17 protein-coding genes and 1 tRNA gene are annotated in these 17,863 nt (G+C 72.2%); 7 read left to right on the plus strand and 11 right to left on the minus strand.

Features of this window, described 5'->3' with window-relative positions; genetic code table 11:
• Positions 1 to 21 precede the first annotated feature (21 nt).
• A complete protein-coding gene (locus tag ACLQ21_RS13910; protein ID WP_425664559.1) occupies positions 22 to 996 on the plus strand; it encodes a DMT family transporter in 975 nt (324 codons plus the stop codon).
• Here the strand turns inward: ACLQ21_RS13910 and ACLQ21_RS13915 are convergent.
• Genes ACLQ21_RS13915 through leuC form a run of 7 tightly spaced genes read right to left on the minus strand, consistent with a single transcriptional unit; the run spans position 971 to position 7,826 of the window.
• Positions 971 to 1,522, minus strand: coding sequence for a DUF488 family protein (locus tag ACLQ21_RS13915; protein WP_425664560.1), 552 nt, complete (start codon positions 1,520 to 1,522; stop codon positions 971 to 973). The genes ACLQ21_RS13910 and ACLQ21_RS13915 overlap by 26 nt on opposite strands.
• A gap of 5 nt (positions 1,523 to 1,527) precedes the next feature.
• A complete protein-coding gene (locus tag ACLQ21_RS13920; protein ID WP_425664561.1) occupies positions 1,528 to 2,634 on the minus strand; it encodes a D-alanine--D-alanine ligase family protein in 1,107 nt (368 codons plus the stop codon).
• A 4-nt stretch (positions 2,635 to 2,638) separates the two neighbouring features.
• Positions 2,639 to 3,637: an NAD(P)H-dependent glycerol-3-phosphate dehydrogenase gene (locus ACLQ21_RS13925; RefSeq protein ID WP_425664562.1), complete on the minus strand. Its 999-nt coding sequence runs from the start codon at positions 3,635 to 3,637 to the stop codon at positions 2,639 to 2,641.
• Entirely contained in the window at positions 3,630 to 4,400 is a 771-nt protein-coding gene (locus ACLQ21_RS13930; protein WP_425664563.1) for a lysophospholipid acyltransferase family protein, read from the minus strand. The genes ACLQ21_RS13925 and ACLQ21_RS13930 overlap by 8 nt, the downstream gene beginning before the upstream one ends.
• Positions 4,400 to 5,716, minus strand: coding sequence for a UDP-N-acetylglucosamine 1-carboxyvinyltransferase (gene murA, locus ACLQ21_RS13935; protein ID WP_425664633.1), 1,317 nt, complete (start codon positions 5,714 to 5,716; stop codon positions 4,400 to 4,402). Before murA ends, ACLQ21_RS13930 begins: the two co-directional genes overlap by 1 nt.
• 45 nt (positions 5,717 to 5,761) lie before the next feature.
• Positions 5,762 to 6,367 (minus strand): 3-isopropylmalate dehydratase small subunit, encoded by a 606-nt coding sequence (leuD, locus tag ACLQ21_RS13940; RefSeq protein ID WP_425664564.1) that lies wholly within the window; start codon positions 6,365 to 6,367, stop codon positions 5,762 to 5,764.
• 1 nt (position 6,368) lies between these two features.
• A complete protein-coding gene (gene leuC, locus ACLQ21_RS13945; RefSeq protein WP_425664565.1) occupies positions 6,369 to 7,826 on the minus strand; it encodes a 3-isopropylmalate dehydratase large subunit in 1,458 nt (485 codons plus the stop codon).
• 158 nt (positions 7,827 to 7,984) lie between these two features.
• Between leuC and ACLQ21_RS13950 the strand changes: the two genes are divergently transcribed.
• Positions 7,985 to 8,995, plus strand: coding sequence for a magnesium and cobalt transport protein CorA (locus tag ACLQ21_RS13950; RefSeq protein ID WP_425664566.1), 1,011 nt, complete (start codon positions 7,985 to 7,987; stop codon positions 8,993 to 8,995).
• 57 nt (positions 8,996 to 9,052) lie between these two features.
• Positions 9,053 to 10,039 carry a malate dehydrogenase gene (locus ACLQ21_RS13955; protein ID WP_425664567.1) on the plus strand — a complete coding sequence of 329 codons (987 nt, stop codon included), beginning with the start codon at positions 9,053 to 9,055 and terminating at the stop codon, positions 10,037 to 10,039.
• Between the two features lie 186 nt (positions 10,040 to 10,225).
• Here the strand turns inward: ACLQ21_RS13955 and ACLQ21_RS13960 are convergent, their stop codons facing one another.
• On the minus strand, positions 10,226 to 10,585 hold the full coding sequence (locus ACLQ21_RS13960; protein ID WP_425664568.1) for a zf-TFIIB domain-containing protein: 360 nt from the start codon (positions 10,583 to 10,585) through the stop codon (positions 10,226 to 10,228).
• A 293-nt stretch (positions 10,586 to 10,878) separates the two neighbouring features.
• On the opposite strand from ACLQ21_RS13960, the gene ACLQ21_RS13965 reads away from it, so the two are divergent.
• On the plus strand, positions 10,879 to 11,724 hold the full coding sequence (locus ACLQ21_RS13965; RefSeq protein WP_425664569.1) for an endonuclease domain-containing protein: 846 nt from the start codon (positions 10,879 to 10,881) through the stop codon (positions 11,722 to 11,724).
• 293 nt (positions 11,725 to 12,017) lie between these two features.
• Complete coding sequence (locus tag ACLQ21_RS13970; RefSeq protein WP_425664570.1) at positions 12,018 to 13,904, plus strand: FAD-binding monooxygenase; 1,887 nt, start codon at positions 12,018 to 12,020, stop codon at positions 13,902 to 13,904.
• Positions 13,905 to 14,108: 204 nt separating this feature from the next.
• On the opposite strand, the gene ACLQ21_RS13975 is transcribed toward ACLQ21_RS13970, so the two are convergent.
• Both ACLQ21_RS13975 and ACLQ21_RS13980 read right to left on the minus strand, forming a co-directional pair.
• Positions 14,109 to 14,181, minus strand: a tRNA-Glu gene (locus ACLQ21_RS13975).
• A 320-nt stretch (positions 14,182 to 14,501) separates the two neighbouring features.
• A complete protein-coding gene (locus tag ACLQ21_RS13980; protein WP_425664571.1) occupies positions 14,502 to 15,392 on the minus strand; it encodes a diacylglycerol/lipid kinase family protein in 891 nt (296 codons plus the stop codon).
• A gap of 80 nt (positions 15,393 to 15,472) precedes the next feature.
• Between ACLQ21_RS13980 and ACLQ21_RS13985 the strand changes: the two genes are divergently transcribed.
• Positions 15,473 to 16,105, plus strand: coding sequence for an MBL fold metallo-hydrolase (locus tag ACLQ21_RS13985; RefSeq protein WP_425664572.1), 633 nt, complete (start codon positions 15,473 to 15,475; stop codon positions 16,103 to 16,105).
• 35 nt (positions 16,106 to 16,140) lie between these two features.
• The gene (locus ACLQ21_RS13990; RefSeq protein ID WP_425664573.1) at positions 16,141 to 16,899 is read left to right on the plus strand and encodes a sulfite exporter TauE/SafE family protein; all 759 of its coding nucleotides are present in this window, start codon (positions 16,141 to 16,143) and stop codon (positions 16,897 to 16,899) included.
• Between the two features lie 12 nt (positions 16,900 to 16,911).
• Here ACLQ21_RS13990 and ACLQ21_RS13995 read toward each other — a convergent pair whose 3' ends face one another.
• Positions 16,912 to 17,826 (minus strand): NAD(P)/FAD-dependent oxidoreductase, encoded by a 915-nt coding sequence (locus ACLQ21_RS13995; RefSeq protein ID WP_425664574.1) that lies wholly within the window; start codon positions 17,824 to 17,826, stop codon positions 16,912 to 16,914.
• Between the last annotated feature and the right edge of the window lie 37 nt (positions 17,827 to 17,863).

A 17,863-nucleotide genomic window follows, 5' to 3' on the forward strand; every position in this document is an offset into this window, starting at 1 on the left:
GGGCGACCGTAGGCTCGCGAGGTGACACCTGCCCCGCTCCCGGCCCCGCTCCCGGCCCCGGCCCCGCTCCGCGCCCGCGCGACCGTCGTCGCCGCCATCGCGATCGCGCTCGTCGCGTGGGCGTCCGCGTTCGTGGTGATCCGCGCGATCGCCGACGACTTCGATCCAGGATCGCTCACGCTCGGCCGGCTGGTGGTCGCCGCACTCGTGCTCGGTGCCGCGCAAGCCGTGCGCGGCGCCTGGGTGCGGCCGACGCGCAAGCAGTGGCTGCTGCTCCTCGCCTTCGGCGTCTCGTGGTTCCTCGTCTACAATCTCGCGCTCAACGCATCCGAGCACCTGCTCGACCCGGGCACCGCCGCGCTGCTCGTCAACGTCGCGCCGCTCATCGTCGCCCTGGTGGCGGGCGTCGCGCTCGGCGAGGGCTTCCCGCGCTGGCTCATCATCGGCGCGATCATCGCCTTCGGCGGCATCGCGCTCATCGGCCTCGCGACGGCGACCGGCTCGCTGAGCCTCATCGGCGTCGTGCTCGCGCTCGTCGCGGCCGTGACCTACGCGCTGGCGGTGCTGCTGCAGAAGCCGCTGCTGCGCAGCCTGCCGGGGCTGCAGATCACGCTCATCGGCGTGGTCGTCGGTGTCGTGGGCAGCCTGCCGTGGGCCGGATCGCTCGTCGACCAGCTCGCGGCCGCTCCCCCTGCCGCCACGACCGGCCTCGTCTACCTCGGCGTCGTGCCGACGGCCGTGGCGTTCCTCGCGTGGGCCTACGCGCTGCAACGGATGCCGGCCGGCCGGCTCGCGATCACGTCGTACCTCGTGCCGGTGCTCGCGACCGGCATGGCATGGGCGCTCCTCGCGGAGGTCCCGCCGCCGCTCGCGCTGCTCGGCGGGCTCATCTGCCTGACCGGCGTCGCGCTCACGCGGGTGGGCGGCGGCCGACCGCCCCGAGGCTCGAGGACGGGCGCCGCGCCCACCGTCACTCCGGCGGAGCGGGCTCGCTAGCGGTTGGAGGCCAGACCACGGCGCCGTCGACGACGGTCGCCGTCTCGCTCGGCGCATGCGGCCGCAGCGAGCCGTCGTGCATGAGGTGCTGCACCTCGACGCCGTGCGCGACGGCCGCGACGTCGGCGACGACCCGTCGGTGGCAGCGCCACCAGACGGACTCCGAGCACATCACCGCGGTGCGCCGAGCCGACGCGTCCGCGAGCACCGACGCGAGCCCCTCCGCGAACTCGTCGGTGCGCGTCCACGCGGCGTAGGCGCGGAACGCGTCGACGCGCCACCAGCCGTCGGGCGAGGCGTCGTCGTCTGCGCGGCTCAAGCGCCGCCTGCCGCCCAGCCGCTCCTCCCAGCGCCAGTCGATGCCGCCGGCGGCGAGCTCCGCCGCGATCGCGTCGCGCGCGGCCGCCGGGTTGGCTCGGCTGCCCGGGAAGCGGCGGATGTCGACCACGAGCTCGACCCCCGCGTCCGTCAGCAGCGACCGGAGCGCATCCCCGTCGAGCCGGCCGTGGCCGACGGTCAGCAGCACGCCGGCTACCGCTCCTCCTGCATGCCCAGCTCGATGAGCTCGGTGATGAGGTCGGCGTAGCCGATGCCGGTCGCCTCCCACAGCACGGGGAACATCGAGATCGACGTGAAGCCGGGCATGGTGTTGATCTCGTTCACGACGATGCCGTGCTCGGGCGAGACGAAGAAGTCGACGCGGGCGAGGCCCGTGCCCTCGATGGCGTCGAACGCGCGGATCGCGGTGTGCTGCAGCGCCGCGAGCGTCTCGTCGTCGAACGGCGCCGGGCACACGACGCGCGCGCCCTCGCCGCCGAGGTACTTGAGGTCGAAGTCGTAGAAGCGGCCTTCGTCGAGCTCGATCTCGCCGGGGAGCGACGCGCGCGGCAGCTCGCCGGCGCGACCCGAGAGCACGCCGAGCTCGACCTCGCGGCCGACGACGCCCACCTCGACGAGCGCGCGGGAGTCCTCGGCGAGCGCGACCGCCATCGCCCGGTCGAACTCGAGCACCGACCCGACGCGGCTCACGCCGACGGACGAGCCGGCGCGCGCGGGCTTCACGAACACCGGCAGCGGGAAGTCGCCCAGCCGCGAGCGCACGGCGTCCGGGTCGCGCAGCCACTCGCCGCGCGAGACGGTCATCCACGGCGCCACGCGGATGCCGGCGTGCTCGAGCACCGTCTTCGTGTAGTGCTTGTCCATGCCGACCGCGCTCGCGAGCACGCCGTTGCCGACATAGGGCAGGGCTGCGAGCTCGAGCGCGCCCTGGATCGTGCCGTCCTCGCCGAACGGGCCGTGCAGGATCGGGAACACGATGTCGACGGGCACGGCACGCTCGCCGCCCTCGTCCTGCACGCTCAGCTCCCGCTCCCCCGCGACCTGCGGCAGCCGCACGCGGGTGCCGTTGTCGGCGACGACCGGCATCGCCTCGAGCGTCAGGTCGGCGGGGTCGCCGTCCCACAGCGTCCACGCGCCCTCGGGCGTGATGCCGATCACGACGGGCTCGAAGCGCTCCCGGTCGAGGTGCCGCAGCACGCTCCCGGCGGTCGCGCACGAGATGGAGTGCTCGCTCGAGCGGCCGCCGAAGAGCACGGCGACGCGGATCCGCTGCGCGGCTCCTGGCTGGGGGTCGGGCACGGTCCTACTCCTCGATCGGCTCGTCGTCGGTCGTCAGGTGGGGCGCGATGTCGCGCGGGTCCATCGCTCCGTCGAGCACCAGCCGCACCTGCTCGAGGATGGGCATCCGCACCCCTGCGGCCTCCGCGAGCTGCGCCACCGGGTCGACGGATGCGAGTCCCTCGGCCACCTGCTCCATGCGGGCGATGACGTCGGTGCGCGAGTAGCCCATGCCGAGCAGCCGGCCCGCGGTGAAGTTGCGCGACAGCGGCGAGCCGCACGTCGCGATGAGGTCGCCGAGGCCGGCGAGCCCGCGCAGCGTCTCGCGCTCGGCGCCGTGCGCGACGGCGAAGTCGGTGACCTCGGCGAGGCCGCGCGTGATGATCGACGCCTTCGTGTTCTCGCCGTGGCCGACACCGTCGACGATGCCGATCGCGAGCGCGACGAGGTTCTTCAGCACGCCGCCGAACTCGGTGCCGATGACGTCGGTGTTGATGAACGAGTGGAAGTAGTCGTTGCGCGCGCGCTTCGCGACGTCGCGCGCCGTCATCGGGCTCGTCGACGAGACCACCGCGGCGGTCGGCTGCTCCTGCGCGATCTCGAGCGCGAGGTTGGGCCCCGAGACGACGGCGATGCGACCCGCGTCGATGTGCAGCTCCTGCGCGATCACCTCGCTCATGCGCAGCCGCGTCCCGGCCTCGACGCCCTTCATGAGGCTCACGACGGGCGCGTCTGCCTCGATCGCGCCGCCGTGCTCGCGCAGCAGCTGCCGCAGCTGTTGGCTCGGCACGGCGAGGTACACCTGGGATGCGCCCTCGAGGGCCGCGCGGATGTCGCTCGTCGCGTGCAGCGACGCAGGGAGCGTGATGCCGGGGAGGTAGCGCGTGTTGCGGCGGGACTCGTCGATCTCGCGCGCCGCCTCGGGGCGGCGTGCCCAGAGGATGGTGTCCGCGCCGCCGTCGGCGAGTGCCTTCGCGAATGTCGTGCCCCAGCTGCCGGCACCGAGCACCGCGACGTCAGCCACCCGGCTGCCCGTCGTCCTCGAATCGCCCGATCTCGGACTGGCCCGCGGCCGAGGGGTCCCAGCGCTCCGTCGGCGGCGTCTGGCCGCGCAGCTCGCCGAGCAGCCCGGCGATCGCGGCCATCAGCCGGTCGGTCGCCTCGTTCATCGCGGCCTGGTCGGTGCGGCCGGCGAAGTCGCTGAGGTCGAGGGGCGGGCCGAAGAGGATGTCGATCCGCTTCCGCGGGAACGGGTGGATCGTCTTGCCGTAGCGCGGCATGAGGTGCTGCGTGCCCCAGTGCGCGGCCGGGATGAGCGGCACACCGGCCTCGAGCGCCATGCGCACCGCGCCGGTCTTCCCGCGCATCGGCCACAGGTCGGGATCGCGCGTGAGCGAGCCCTCCGGGTAGATGATCACGCCCAGCTCATCGCGCACGACCTGACGCGCTGCCTGCATCGGCGCGCCGTGGGACGAGCGACCGGCGCGCTCCACGGGGATCTGGCCGGCAGCCGCGAGGATGCGCCCGACGACCGGGACCTTGAACAGGCTCGCCTTGGCCATGAAGCGGGGGATGCGGCCGGACTTGTAGATCGCGACGGCCATGATGACCGGGTCGATCTCGCTGTAGTGGTTCGGCGACAGCACGAAGGCACCCTTGGCCGGCACGTGCTCGTTGCCGCGGATCGAGAGCTTCGCCATCGCGGCGACCGCCGGGAGGACGACGGCCGCGAGCCCGCGGTAGACGGGCACGCGCTCCTCGATCGGCGGCCTGCCGGGCAGCGTCATCAGCCCTCCACGTCGAAGTCGGCACCCAACGTCTCGAGCTTCTCGATGAAGCGCTCGTAGCCGCGGGCGATGATCCCGACGTTCGAGATGCGGCTCGTGCCCTCGGCCGTGAGCGCGGCCACGAGGTGGCTGAAGCCGCCGCGCAGGTCGGGCACGACGACGTCGGCGCCGTGCAGCTGCACGGGTCCGGCGATGACCGCGGAGTGCTGGTAGTTGCGGGCACCGAAGCGGCACGCGTGGCTGCCGAGGCAGTCGGTGTGGATCTGGATGCGCGCACCCATCTCGACGAGCGCCTCGGTGAAGCCGAAGCGCTGCTCGTAGACCGTCTCGTGCACGATCGAGATGCCGTTGGCCTTCGCGAGCGCCACGACGAGCGGCTGCTGCCAGTCCGTCATGAAGCCGGGGTGCACATCCGTCTCGACCACGACCGGCTTGAGGTCACCGCCCGGGTGCCAGAAGCGGATGCCGTCGTCCTCGATCTCGAACGCGCCGCCGGCCTTGCGGAAGACGTTGAGGAACGTGGTCATCTCGGGCTGGCGAGCGCCCTCGAGGAAGACGTCGCCGCCCGTCGCGAGCGCGGCGCACGCCCAGGAGGCGGTCTCGTTGCGGTCGAACAGCGCGGTGTGGCTGTACCCGAAGAGGCGGTCGACGCCCTCGATGCGGATGGTGCGGTCGGTGTCGACCTGGATCTCGGCGCCCATCTTCTGCAGGATCGCGATGAGGTCGAGGATCTCGGGCTCGACGGCGGCGTTCTTGAGCTCGGTGCGGCCCTTCGCGCGCACCGCACCCAGGAGCACCTGCTCGGTCGCGCCGACCGAGGGGTAGGGCAGCTGGATCTTCGCGCCGTGCAGGCCGTTGGGGGCCGACATGCGGATGCCGCTCGGCAGCTTCTCGACGACGGCGCCGAAGTTGCGCAGCACCTCGAGGTGGAAGTCGATGGGCCGGTCACCGATGTGGCAGCCGCCGAGGTCGGGGATGAACGCCTCGCCCAGCTGGTGCAGCAGCGGGCCGCAGAAGAGGATCGGGATGCGGCTGGAGCCGGCGTGCGCGTTGATCGACGTCTCGTGCGCGGTGCGGACGTTCGACGGATCGAGGCGCAGCGTGTCGCCGTCCCGGCGGACAGTGACGCCGTGCAGCTCGAGCAGGCCCTCCACGACGCGCACGTCGCTGATCTGGGGCACGCTCCGCAGCTCGCTGGGCGTCTCGCCCAGCAGCGCCGCGACCATGGCCTTCGTGACCAGGTTCTTCGCGCCCTTCATCTGGATGCGGCCGTTCAGCGGCTTGCCGCCGCGCACCGTGAGGCGGTCGACGTTCATGCCGACGGCGGCGCCGGCGCTCTTGGAGAACTCGGTCAGGTTCACTCAGTTTCCTTCCCTGACGGGCTGCGTCGTGGGCATCCACGCCGGTCGGTTCGACTCGAACGCGGTGATCGCGTGCTCGTCTCGGAGGGTCAGGGCGATGTCGTCGAGGCCTTCGAGCAGGCGCCAGCGAGTGTAGTCATCGATCTGGAAGTCGTGCGTGGCGCCGCCCGCGGTCGCGGTGCGCGCCTCGAGGTCGACGGTGACGGGCTCGCCCGGGTTCGCCTTCGCGACCGCCCAGAGCGCCTCCATGGCCTGCTCCGAGATCTGGCCGACGAGCAGGCCCTGCTTGCCGGCGTTGCCGCGGAAGATCTCGCCGAAGCGCGGGCCGAGCACGGCGGTGATGCCGAAGTCGCGGAGCGCCCAGACGGCGTGCTCCCGGCTCGAGCCGGTGCCGAAGTCGTGGCCGACGACGAGGACGCCGCCGTGCCGGTACGGCTCCTGGTTGAGGACGAAGTCCGGGTCCTGCCGCCACGAGTGGAAGAGGGCGTCGTCGTAGCCCGTCTTCGTGACGCGCTTGAGGAACACTGCGGGGATGATCTGGTCGGTGTCGACGTTCGAGCGCTCGAGCGGGATGATCGGCCCGGTCAGCGTGCGGATCTGCTCCATGTCAGGCCTCCTCGGTCTGCTGGCCGTGCTGGGTGTCCTGCGCGTCCGAGCTCTGCGCCTGCAAGTCCCAGGGGCTGGACAGGGTGCCGCGGATCGCGGTCGCCGCTGCGACGAGCGGCGACACGAGATGCGTGCGACCGCCCTTGCCCTGGCGGCCCTCGAAGTTGCGGTTCGAGGTCGACGCGCAGCGCTCGCCCGGCGCGAGCTGGTCGGGGTTCATGCCGAGGCACATCGAGCAGCCGGCGAAGCGCCACTCGGCGCCGAAGTCGGTGAACACCTTGTCGAGGCCGGCGGCCTCCGCCTCGAGGCGCACCCGGGCCGAGCCCGGCACGACCAGCACGCGCACGCCATCCGCCTTCTTCTGGCCGCGGATGATGTCGGCCGCGGCCGACAGGTCCTCCATGCGGGAGTTCGTGCAGGAGCCGATGAACACGGTGTCGACCGGGATCTCCTTGAGCTTCGTGCCCGGAGCGAGGTCCATGTACTCGAGCGCGCGCTCGGCGGCGGCGCGGTCGTTGGGGTCCGCGAACGATGCGGGGTCGGGCACCTCGCCCGAGAGCGACGCGCCCTGGCCGGGGTTGGTGCCCCAGGTGACGAACGGCTCGAGCAGGTTCGCGTCGATCGTGACCTCGGCGTCGAAGACGGCGTCGTCATCGGTCGGGAGCGTGCGCCAGTACTCGAGCGCGGCATCCCAGTCGGCGCCCTTCGGCGCGTGCGGCTTGTCCTTGACGTACGCGAACGTGGTCTCGTCGGGCGCGACCATGCCGGCGCGCGCGCCGGCCTCGATCGACATGTTGCAGATCGTCATGCGGCCCTCGATCGAGAGCGCGCGGATGGCGCTGCCGCGGTACTCGAAGACGTAGCCGGCACCGCCGCCGGTGCCGATCTTCGCGATCACCGCGAGGATGATGTCCTTCGCCGTCACGCCGGGGCGCAGCTCGCCCTCGACGTTGATGGCCATCGTCTTGAAGGGCTTGAGCGGCAGCGTCTGCGTGGCCATGACGTGCTCGACCTCGCTCGTGCCGATGCCGAACGCCATCGCGCCGAACGCGCCGTGCGTGGAGGTGTGCGAGTCGCCGCAGACCACGGTGACGCCGGGCAGCGTGAGGCCGAGCTGCGGGCCGACGAGGTGCACGATGCCCTGCTCCTTGTCGCCGAGCGAGTGGATCCGCACGCCGAACTCGGCCGCGTTCTGGCGCAGCGTCTCGATCTGCTTGCGGCTCGTGGGGTCCTGGATGGGCTTGTCGATCGCGAGCGTCGGCGTGTTGTGGTCCTCGGTCGCGACGGTGAGGTCGGTGCGGCGGAGGCCACGGCCGGCCTGGCGGAGGCCGTCGAAGGCCTGCGGGCTCGTCACCTCGTGCACGAGGTGGAGGTCGATGTAGATGAGGTCGGGTGCGCCGTCCTCACCCTTCACCACGACGTGGTCGTCCCACACCTTCTCTGCGAGCGTCCTGCCCATTTCCTTCTCCCAGCGCTTGTCGGCCGCGACCGGCCATCTCCCAAGTCTACGCGGGGCCACGGTCCGCTCCCCTGACGGCGAACGCCGGCGGTACGGCGTCGCATTCCCGGCGGCACTGCATCGCATTCCCTGCGGCGCTGGCGACGTACATTGCTCTCATGCCCATCGCCGACGCCTCCGTCTGGGCGGGCGGCACGCGCGTCGCCGGCGCCGTGCCGTTCGACCGGGTCTTCGAGACGGCTGCCGAGCGCGACGGGTTCGCGTGGGTGGACCTCGTCGACCCCACCGAGGTCGAGCTGCGCGAGGTCGCGGACGAGCTCGACCTGCACCACCTGCTCGTCGAGGACGTCGTCTCGCGCGGGCAGCGCCCGAAGCTCGAGGCCTACGGCACGACCGCGTACTGCGTCGTGCACCGCGTGGAGGACGGCGGGCACGGCGATGCGCTCGTCGGCCGCGAGGTGCACGTCATCGTCAGCGACCGCTGCGTCGTGACGGTCTCGTGGCACGGCGATGACGCTCCCCGGCGCGTGCGGGAGCGGCTGGGTCGAGGCATCGCACCCCTGCGGCTCACGCCGCTCGCGGTGCTGTACGCGATCCTCGACGACACCGCCGACGCCCACGAGCGGCTCGCGATGGCCGTGCACGAGCAGATCGAGGGCATCGAGGACGTCTTCTTCGGCGAGGAGCACCCGCCCACCGTCGACATCTACCGGACGATGCGCCGCGTGCTGGGGCTGCAGCGCGCCGCCGACCCCATGAGCGACGTCGTCGAGCGGGTCGCGGCCCGCATCGGCGACGACGAGCTCGAGCTGCGCCGCCACCTGCGCGACGTCGACGACCACGCCCGGCGCACCGCCACCCGCCTGGGCGGCGACCGCGACCTGCTCGCGAGCATGCTGCAGCTGGCGTCGGCGCGCGTCGCGGAGCGGCAGAACGACGAGCTGCGCGCCATGACCGAGCAGCAGATCGAGCAGAACGACCAGACGAAGAAGGTCACGTCGTGGGCGGCGATCCTCTTCGCACCGACCCTCATCGCCGGCATCTACGGCATGAACTTCACGCACATGCCCGAGCTGCACTGGCTGCTCGGCTACCCCTTCGCGGTCGTGCTCATGCTGGCCTTCGCGGGCATCCTCTACCTCGTCTTCAAGCGCAGGCACTGGCTCTGACCCGGCTCTGATGCCACCGTCTAGCGACGGCCACGTCTGAGGCACCACCATGGGGGCATGAGCGCACCCATCACCGTCGCCGTGACCGGCGGGGCCGGCCAGATCGGCTACCAGCTGCTGTTCCGCATCGCCGCCGGCGACATGCTCGGCCCCGATCAGCCCGTGCGACTGCGCATCCTCGAGGTGCCGCAGGCCATGACGGCGCTCGAGGGCGTCGTGATGGAGCTGCAGGACGCCGCCTTCCCGCTGCTCGCCTCGGTGGACACCACCGCGGATGCGCCGGTCGCGTTCGAGGGCGCCGACCACGCGCTGCTCGTGGGCGCGAGGCCGCGCGCGAAGGGCATGGAGCGGGGCGACCTGCTCGCCGCGAACGGCGCGATCTTCGCCGCGCAGGGACGCGCGATCCAGGAGCGGGCGGCCGATGGCATCCGCATCACCGTCACCGGCAATCCCGCGAACACCAACGCGCTCATCGCCGCGGCGGCCGCGCCAGACATCCCGCGCGAGCGCTTCTCGGCGCTCACGCGGCTCGATCACAACCGTGCGATCGCGCAGCTCGCGGCGAAGACGGGCGCTGCCGTCGCCGACGTGCGGCGCATGATCGTGTGGGGCAACCACTCGGCGACGCAGGTGCCCGACATCACGCACGCGACCGTCGGCGGCGAGCCCGCCGTCGACCTCGTCGAGCGCGAGTGGGTGAAGGGCGAGTTCGTGCCGACCGTCGCGAACCGCGGCGCGGCGATCATCGAGGCGCGCGGCGCCTCGTCGGCCGCCTCGGCGGCGTCGGCCACGATCGACCATGTGCGCGACTGGGCGCTCGGCACTGCGGCGGATGACTGGACGTCGATGTCGGTCATCTCACGCGGTGAGTACGGCGTGCCCGAGGGGCTCGTGTCGTCGTTCCCGGTCACGACCGCTGGCGGCGAGTGGTCGATCGTCGAGGGCCTCGCCATGGACCCAGACATCGAGGCGCAGGTGCGCGCATCGGTCGCCGAGCTCGACGACGAGCGCGCGCAGGTGCGGACGCTGGGCCTGCTGGACTGAGCGCCCGCTCGGCCGAGCGCGTGCTCGGCTGCGCCTGTGGGATTGCGCGCCTGCTGCGACTGCTGCGCCTGAAGGGGACCCCTCCCACCAATCGGGACCTGGTGCACCAGGTCCCGAACGGTGGAAGGGGTCCCGTTGAGGCGCCGCGTGCGCTGAGCCACCACGCCCGCGGAACGTCGGCGACGCTCAGCCGAGGATGTCGCCGAGCCAGCCGCGGCTGCCGCGGCGCTGCTGGTCGCGCGCGCCGCGCTGACCGCTCGAGCGCTCCTGCACCGTGCGCATGACCTTGTCGGCGATCTTGCCGACCGTGTCGCTCGAGCCCGAGCGCTGGTCGTACGGCTGCTGGCCGTACGGCTGCTGGCCGTAGGCCTGCTGGCCGTAGGCCTGCTGGTCGTTCTGCTGCTGCTGGTCGTAGGGCCGCTGCCGGCCGTAGCCCTGCTGCGGCTGCTCCGAGCGCTCGATGAGTTTGTCGAGCTCGCCGCGGTCGAGCCAGATGCCGCGGCACTCGGGGCAGTAGTCGATCTCGATGCCGCTGCGCTCGCTCATCACGAGCGTCGCTGCGTCATTGGGGCATTGCATGGATGCGTCTCCTCTCAGACCGGGCCACCCTTGCGGCTCCGCCTGTGGGGCACCCCTGCGCGGGGTGAGTCCGGTGCGCGCTACCGCGGCATGAGCCGAGGCGATTGCCGGGCTCGCGCCACCGGCGGAGGCGATCCGAGCGCGGTCGCGGGCGCGGCACCTCCGCTCGTGACGGCGCCCGGGCCGCGGGTCGGCCGCCCCGTCCACAGGTCGGGCGTCGAAGCGCACACGGCGCGCCGCGCATCCGCATCATGAGCCGGATGCGCGACCTCACCATCGACATGCTCGCCGCGGGCGGCGCCACGACGCGCGCCGCACTCCATGATCTCGGCCACTCCTACGCCGCGATCCGTCTGGCCGTGGATCGCGGCGACCTGCGGCCGATCGGCCGCAGCTGGGTGGTGGCGCCCGACGCGAATCCCTCCATCGTGCTGGCCCTCGCGCTCCGCGGCGTGCTCGGTGGGGCGTCGGCGCTGCGCTCCTTCGGCGTCTGGGTCACGCATCCGACCCCGCTGCAGATCGCCACTCGCCCGCACGCGGGCGTGGCCGGCGTCGAGGACGGGCAGCGCATCTGGGGCGATTTCACCGTCGATGCGAAGCCGTGGCGGGTGTCGGTGGTGGATGCCCTCGCGCAGCACTGCGCGCGCGTGCCGCGGGAGGACGCGATCGCGTCGATCGACAGCGCGCTGCACCAGGGGCTGCTCGGCGAGCCCGACCTCGACCGCCTGTTCGATCTGCTGCCAGCGCGCTGCCGCTCGTGGCGGCGGCAGCTCGACGCGAGCGCGGACTCGGGGCTGGAGTCGCTGCTGCGCGTGCCGTGCCGAGACCGCGGCTGGCGCGTCGAGACGCAGGTGCCCGCGCCCGGCGGCGGGCACAGCGACCTGCTCATCGACGGCTGGCTGTACGTCGAGGCCGACGGCTCGGAGTGGCATGACGACCCGAAGCAGGCGGCGAAGGATCGGCGTCGGAACAGCGCGATCATCGCGGCGGGCGGCCGCTGGTTGCGGTTCGGCTACGCGGACGTCGTGCATGAGCGGGCGCGGACGCTCGCGCTCATCGCGCTCGTGCTGTCGCAGGGGCAGCCGGCGACGCGGCTGGCCGGCTGACCCGCGACGCGCGCGCATCGCAGGCCGCCGTGCCGAACGAACGGCGAGCGGTGCGCTCCCGGATCGAGGCGACATCCGCCTCCGCTCGTGCTCGTGCGCCGGGATCACCTCTCGCCGAGACGAGGGGGGCGGCCCAGAGCACCGCCGCCGACGACGCCTGCTTGTCGCGGCCGGGCGGCGCCCGTATGCTCGTAATCAGTAATTGAAGCAGGTGTTCATCTATAGAACACGCTGACCTTCAGACCAGCAGACGATGACGTCGATCGTCCCCACAGAGCAGTGAGGAAGCAGCCGTGCAGTTCCACCACCACGGATACGTGTCCACCGACCCGCGGGTGCAGCCCGCCGCAGGCGTCGGCCTGGACCGACCCGCAGACCTGCCGGACGAGGTGGACGTGCTGATCGTCGGCACCGGCCCCGCGGGCATGATCACGGCCGCGCAGCTCGCGCAGTTCCCCGACGTCAACGTGCGCATCATCGAGCGGCGGCCGGAGCGCCTCGGGATCGGCCAGGCCGACGGCATCCAGGCTCGCAGCGTCGAGACGTTCCAGGCGTTCGGCTTCGCGGAGCGCATCACCGCCGAGGCCTACCACCTGACCGAGATGGCGTTCTGGACCCCTGACCCCGAGGACCCGGCGCGCATCATCAAGACCGCGAGCCCGCCCGACGACCCGACCGGCGTTAGCGAGTTCCCGCACCTGATCGTCAACCAGGCGCGCGTGCTCGACTACTTCGCCGAGGCCGCCTACAACGCACCCGGTCGCCTGAAGCCCGACTACGGGTACGAGTTCAAGTCGCTCGAGGTGACCCAGGAGGGCGACTACCCGGTGCGCGTCACGGTCGCGCACACCTCCGGCGACCAGAAGGACGTCGAGCGCGTCATCCGCGCGAAGTTCGTCGTCGGCGCCGACGGCGCCCGCAGCGGCGTGCGCAGCGCGATCGGCTGCACCCTCGCCGGCCAGTCCGCGAACCACGCCTGGGGCGTCATGGACGTGCTCGCCAACACCGACTTCCCCGACATCCGCACGAAGTCGGCGATCCAGTCGAGCGTCGGCAGCATCCTGCTCATCCCCCGCGAGGGCGGCTACCTCTTCCGCATGTACGTCGACCTCGGCGAGGTGCCGGAGGACGACAAGGGCAACGTGCGCAAGACCACGATCGACCAGATCATCGCGAAGGCGAACGCCATCATCGCGCCCTACACGCTCGACGTGAAGAACGTCGCCTGGAGCAGCGTCTACGAGGTCGGCCACCGTCTCACCGACCGCTTCGACGACGTGGTCGCCGAAGAGCGCGGCACCCGCACTCCCCGCGTCTTCATCGCGGGCGACGCGTGCCACACGCACAGCGCCAAGGCCGGCCAGGGCATGAACGTCTCGATGCAGGACGGCTGGAACATCGGCTGGAAGCTCGGTCACGTGCTCGACGGGCGCGCCCCCGAGCGCCTGCTCGACACCTACTCCCTCGAGCGCCAGGTCGTCGCGCAGAACCTCATCGACTTCGACAAGGAGTGGTCGACGCTCATGGCGAAGCCGGCGCATGAGCTCGGCAGCCCGCAGGAGGTCGCCGACTTCTACACCCGCACCGCCGAGTTCCCCGCCGGGTTCATGACCCAGTACGAGCCGTCGATGATCGTCGGCGGGGCTGAGCACCAAGAGCTCGCCGCCGGCTTCCCCGTGGGCAAGCGCTTCAAGTCGGCGCGCGTCACCAAGGTCGCCGACACGAACCCATGCCAGCTCGGCCACTTCCACACGGCCGACGGCCGCTACCGCATCTACGTCTTCGCCGACAGCGCGGCTCCCGCCGAGGCCTCGGCCGTCCGCGACCTGGCCGAGTGGCTGGACGGGCCCGACTCCCCTGTCACGGTGCACACGCCCGCCGGCCGCGACTCGAGCGCGCTGTTCGACGTGCGGGTCATCTACCAGCAGGGCCACCACGACGTGAACCTGAACGACGTGCCGGATGCGTTCAAGCCGGTCGTCGGACCGTTCCAGCTCGTGAACCTCGAGAACGTCTTCGCGAAGCACCCGGACGTGGACATCTTCGACGAGCGCGGCATCTCGCGCGACGGCGCGATCGTGGTCGTGCGACCCGACCACTACGTGTCGCAGGTGCTGCCGCTCAGCGCCCGCGAGGAGCTCGCGGCGTTCTTCCGAGGCGCCCTCACCGCAGCCGCCTGATACCGCATCACCGCAGCGCCCCCGGTCTTCGACCGGGGGCGCTGCGGCTCCGCCGGCGGCGCTCAGAAGGCGAGCTGCTGCACGAATGGCGCGCGACAACTGCAACAACCCGCCACTCGCCCCGAGCGGGCCGAGTCCGCGCGGGACGCCGGGCGCAGACAGCGAAGCGTCCCCGGTCGATGACCGGGGGCGCTCTTCTCACTGTGACCCCAGCGGGATTCGAACCCGCGTTACCGCCGTGAGAGGGCGGCGTACTAGGCCGCTATACGATGGGGCCGTGCTGCTCTCGCTCGCGAAGCAACCTGGATAGTGTGCCACACGATCCGGCGCCGCGCAAAATCGAGCGCGCCCTCGCCATCCTGGTACGGAATCGTGGGTGAGGCGCCGCACGACCCGCAGATCCGTACCGGAGCCTCGAACCCGTGCCCTGCCGCGCGCATCTGCGGTACGGAGCTGCGGATGCAGCCCCACGCGACCCGCAAATCCGTACGGGAATCGAGCACGTTCCGCGCCGCGCGAATCTGCCGTACCCGGCTGCGGGTGCAGCCCCACGCGACCCGCAAATCCGTACCGGAACCCCGCAGCACGGGTGGCAGGTCACGGCAGCCGCAGCACCTGCAGGGCGCCCGGCATGACGCTGCACCGGACGGGCAACCGGCCGACGATCTCGCCGTCGGCACACACGATGACGGTCTCATCGCTCGCGATCTCGGCACTCTCGCACTCGGCGACCGTCACCCGCCGGTCGCTCGTGTGCGTGCCGCGGAAGACCCGCGCGAGCAGCCCCAGGAACGCCGGGTAGCTGAGCTCGTCGGCGAACACCGCCGTCAGCCTCCCGTCGCGCATCGACGCGTCCGGCGCGACCGGGATGCCGCCGCCGAAGGTGCGGTTGTTCGCGATCGCGGCGACGAGCGTGCGCCACGAGCGCTCCGCTCCCCCGTCGAGCCGCACCCTGAAGGTGCGGTGCCGCGGCCGCAGCACGGTCGCGAGGATCGACGCCTGATAGCGGATGCGGCTCGGCACGCGGGTGAGGCGGAAGGATCGCACGTTGACGTCGGCGTCGAAGCCGACGGACACGATGCCCGCGGCGATCGCGACCCCGTCAGGATGCTCGATGCGGATGAGGTCGACCCGGTCGGGCTCGGAGGCGAGCATGGCCTCGAGCTCATCGAGCGCCGCCTGCGTGGACCGGATGCCGATGCCGGTCGCGAAGTCGTTGCCGCTCCCCGCGGGGATCACCAGCAGCCGCTTCGACGTGCCGCCGACGATGTTGACCCCGAGGTGCACCATGCCGTCCCCGCCCACGACGACGAGCGCATCCGCCTGGGTCATCGCGAAGCGCGTCTGCTCCAGCTGGCCCGCGTAGTCGGCCGCGGCGATGTGCTCGACGTCATTGCCGAGGTCGGCGATGCGCGCAGCCACGATCGCACCGAGCGCGCCGTTGCGGCCGAAGCGGGCGGTGGGATTCGAGGCGACGACGATGCGCACGCGCCCGAGCCTAGGCATGCGGAGGCCCGCCACCACGGCGACTCGCGCGCCGACCGCCGCCAGCGCCTATCGTGGACGGCATGCGAGTGACCAAGCGAGAGCACGCCTGCATGATCCTCGACGAGGAAGGCCAGCAGCTCGTCATCGACCCGGGCAACCAGACCGGTCCGATCACGGTCCGCGGGCTGAAGGCGGTCGTGATCACCCACGAGCACGCCGACCACTGGGACGCGCCGCACCTCGAGGCGCTGCGCGCGGCGCACCCGACCGTGCCGATCTTCGCTCCCGCAGGCGTTGCGGCGGCGGCCGAGGGTTTCAACATCACGGTGGTGGAGGCCGGCGAGCGCGTGACCGCGGGCCCCTTCCGGCTGCGCTTCTTCGGCGGCAAGCACGCCGAGATCCACCGCTCGATCCCGCTCGTCGACAACCTCGGCGTGCTCGTCAACGAGCGCTTCTACTACCCCGGCGACTCCTACACCGCACCCGACGTCCCGGTCGCGCTGCTCGCGACGCCCGCCGGCGCCCCGTGGCTGAAGATCGGCGAGGTGATCGACTTCGTCACCGAGGTGGCGCCGCGCGCCACCTTCGCCGTGCACGACGCACCGCTGTCGCCCATGGGCCTCGCGATGGCGCACGGCCGCATCGAGGCCGCGGCGCAGCAGGGCGGCGGCGAGCACCACCGCCTCGAGGTCGGCGACTCGGTCGAGGTCTAGCCGGTGACCGCGGCGCACCGCGACGCAGCAATGCGTTGATCGACCCCGTCACGCTGCTGCTCTACGCGGCGGCGCTCTTCGTCGCGACGGTCGCGCAGCGCGTCATCGGCCTAGGGTTCGGGCTCGTCATGGGCCCCGTGTCGGTGATGGTCGCAGGTCCGATCGCCGCCGTGCCGCTCAACTGCATCTTCTCGGCGATCGGCTGCGCGCTCATGCTGCCGGGGGTGTGGCGCGACGTCGACTGGCGCCGGTTGGTGTGGCTGCTGCTCCCCGCACTGCCGGCGACCGTCGCGGGTCTGCTCGTTGCGCGCATCGTGCCGACGGATGCGCTGCGCATCGCGGTCGGGACCGTCGCGATCGCGGGCCTGCTCGTCTCGGTCGCCTTCACGCGCACGCAGCACACGCTCGACGGCCCCGCGACCCGGATCGCCTCGGGGCTCGCGATCGGCGGCCTCAACGCCGCGGTCGGCGTCGGCGCACCGCCGGTCGGCGTCTACGCGCTCGTCAGCCGCTGGGACCCGCGCGTGCTCGCGGCGACGATGCAGCCGTTCTGGGTGGTCCTCAACCTCGCGACCCTCGCGAGCCGCCAGCTGCTCGTGCCCGAGGGCTTCCCGGACTGGCCGTGGTGGGCGTGGGTCGGCGCCGCGGCGGCCGCGGCGCTCGGCACCCTGCTCGCCCACCGGATCGCGCACCGCGTGCCGGCGAGCGCCGCCCGCACCGCGATCGTCGTGCTGTCGCTCGCCGGCGGCGCCGCCGTCATCGTGAGCGGCGTCGCGGGGCTCATCGCCGGCTGACGCCCGCGCTGATCACGCGATGAGCGCGCGGACGACGCCGAGGGCAGCCATCTGCCCGGCGGCGGCGCTCGCGATCACGGAGTGCCCGGGCCCCGCTGCCGCGCGGTGCGCTGCGTCGCCGGCGGCGAACACGCGCGGCACGCTCGTCGCTCCCGCCTCGTCGACCTCGATGGCCCCGTCCGGCAGCATCGCGCAGCCGAGCGCCGCGGGCAGCTCGGAGCGCTGCACCCACGCGCCGCCCGTGAGCACTCCGTTGCACGCGAGCTCCGTCCCGTCCTTCAGGGCGAGGCCGATCAGCTGGCCATCGCGCTCGACCACGCCGGTGGCGCGCCGCTCGTCCACGACCACGCCGAGCCGCTCGAGGCCCGCCACGACGTCGGGTTCGAGCCGCACCCCATCCGTCAACCACGTCAGGTGCTCGGCGACACCCACCATCATGCGCAGGGGGTGCTCGCGCTGCGGCTCGCCACCGAGCACGACCACACGGCGGCCGAGCTCGTGCCCGTGGCAGAACGGGCAGTGCGCGACCTGTCCGCCCCAGTGCCGTGCGAGGCCCGGCAGCGGCAGCGGCAGGTCGGCGACACCGGTCGCGAGCACGAGATAGCGCGCCTCCAGCCGCTCGCCGTCGGCGAGGTCGACGACCACGCCGTCGTCGCGGGTCTCAGCAGCGACCGCCGTGCCGTCGAGCTGCCGCACCGTGCGGTAGGCGGCCAGCTGCTCGCGGGCAATGGCTCGGAACTCGGCGGGCGGCGTGCCGTCACGGGTGACGACGTTCTGCATGTGCGCGGCCGCGGCGTTGCGCCCCGGACCCTCATCGACGAGCACGACGGAGCGGTGCACGCGCGCGAGGGTGAGGGCGGCCTGGAGCCCGGCGGGGCCGCCGCCGAGGACGATGCAGTCGATGGGATCGGTGTGCGGAGTTGCCATGTGCATCATCATGTGACTTCATGTCGGCATGAGGTCA

Source organism: Agrococcus sp. DT81.2 (genome assembly GCF_049844935.1).
GTDB lineage: Bacteria > Actinomycetota > Actinomycetes > Actinomycetales > Microbacteriaceae > Agrococcus.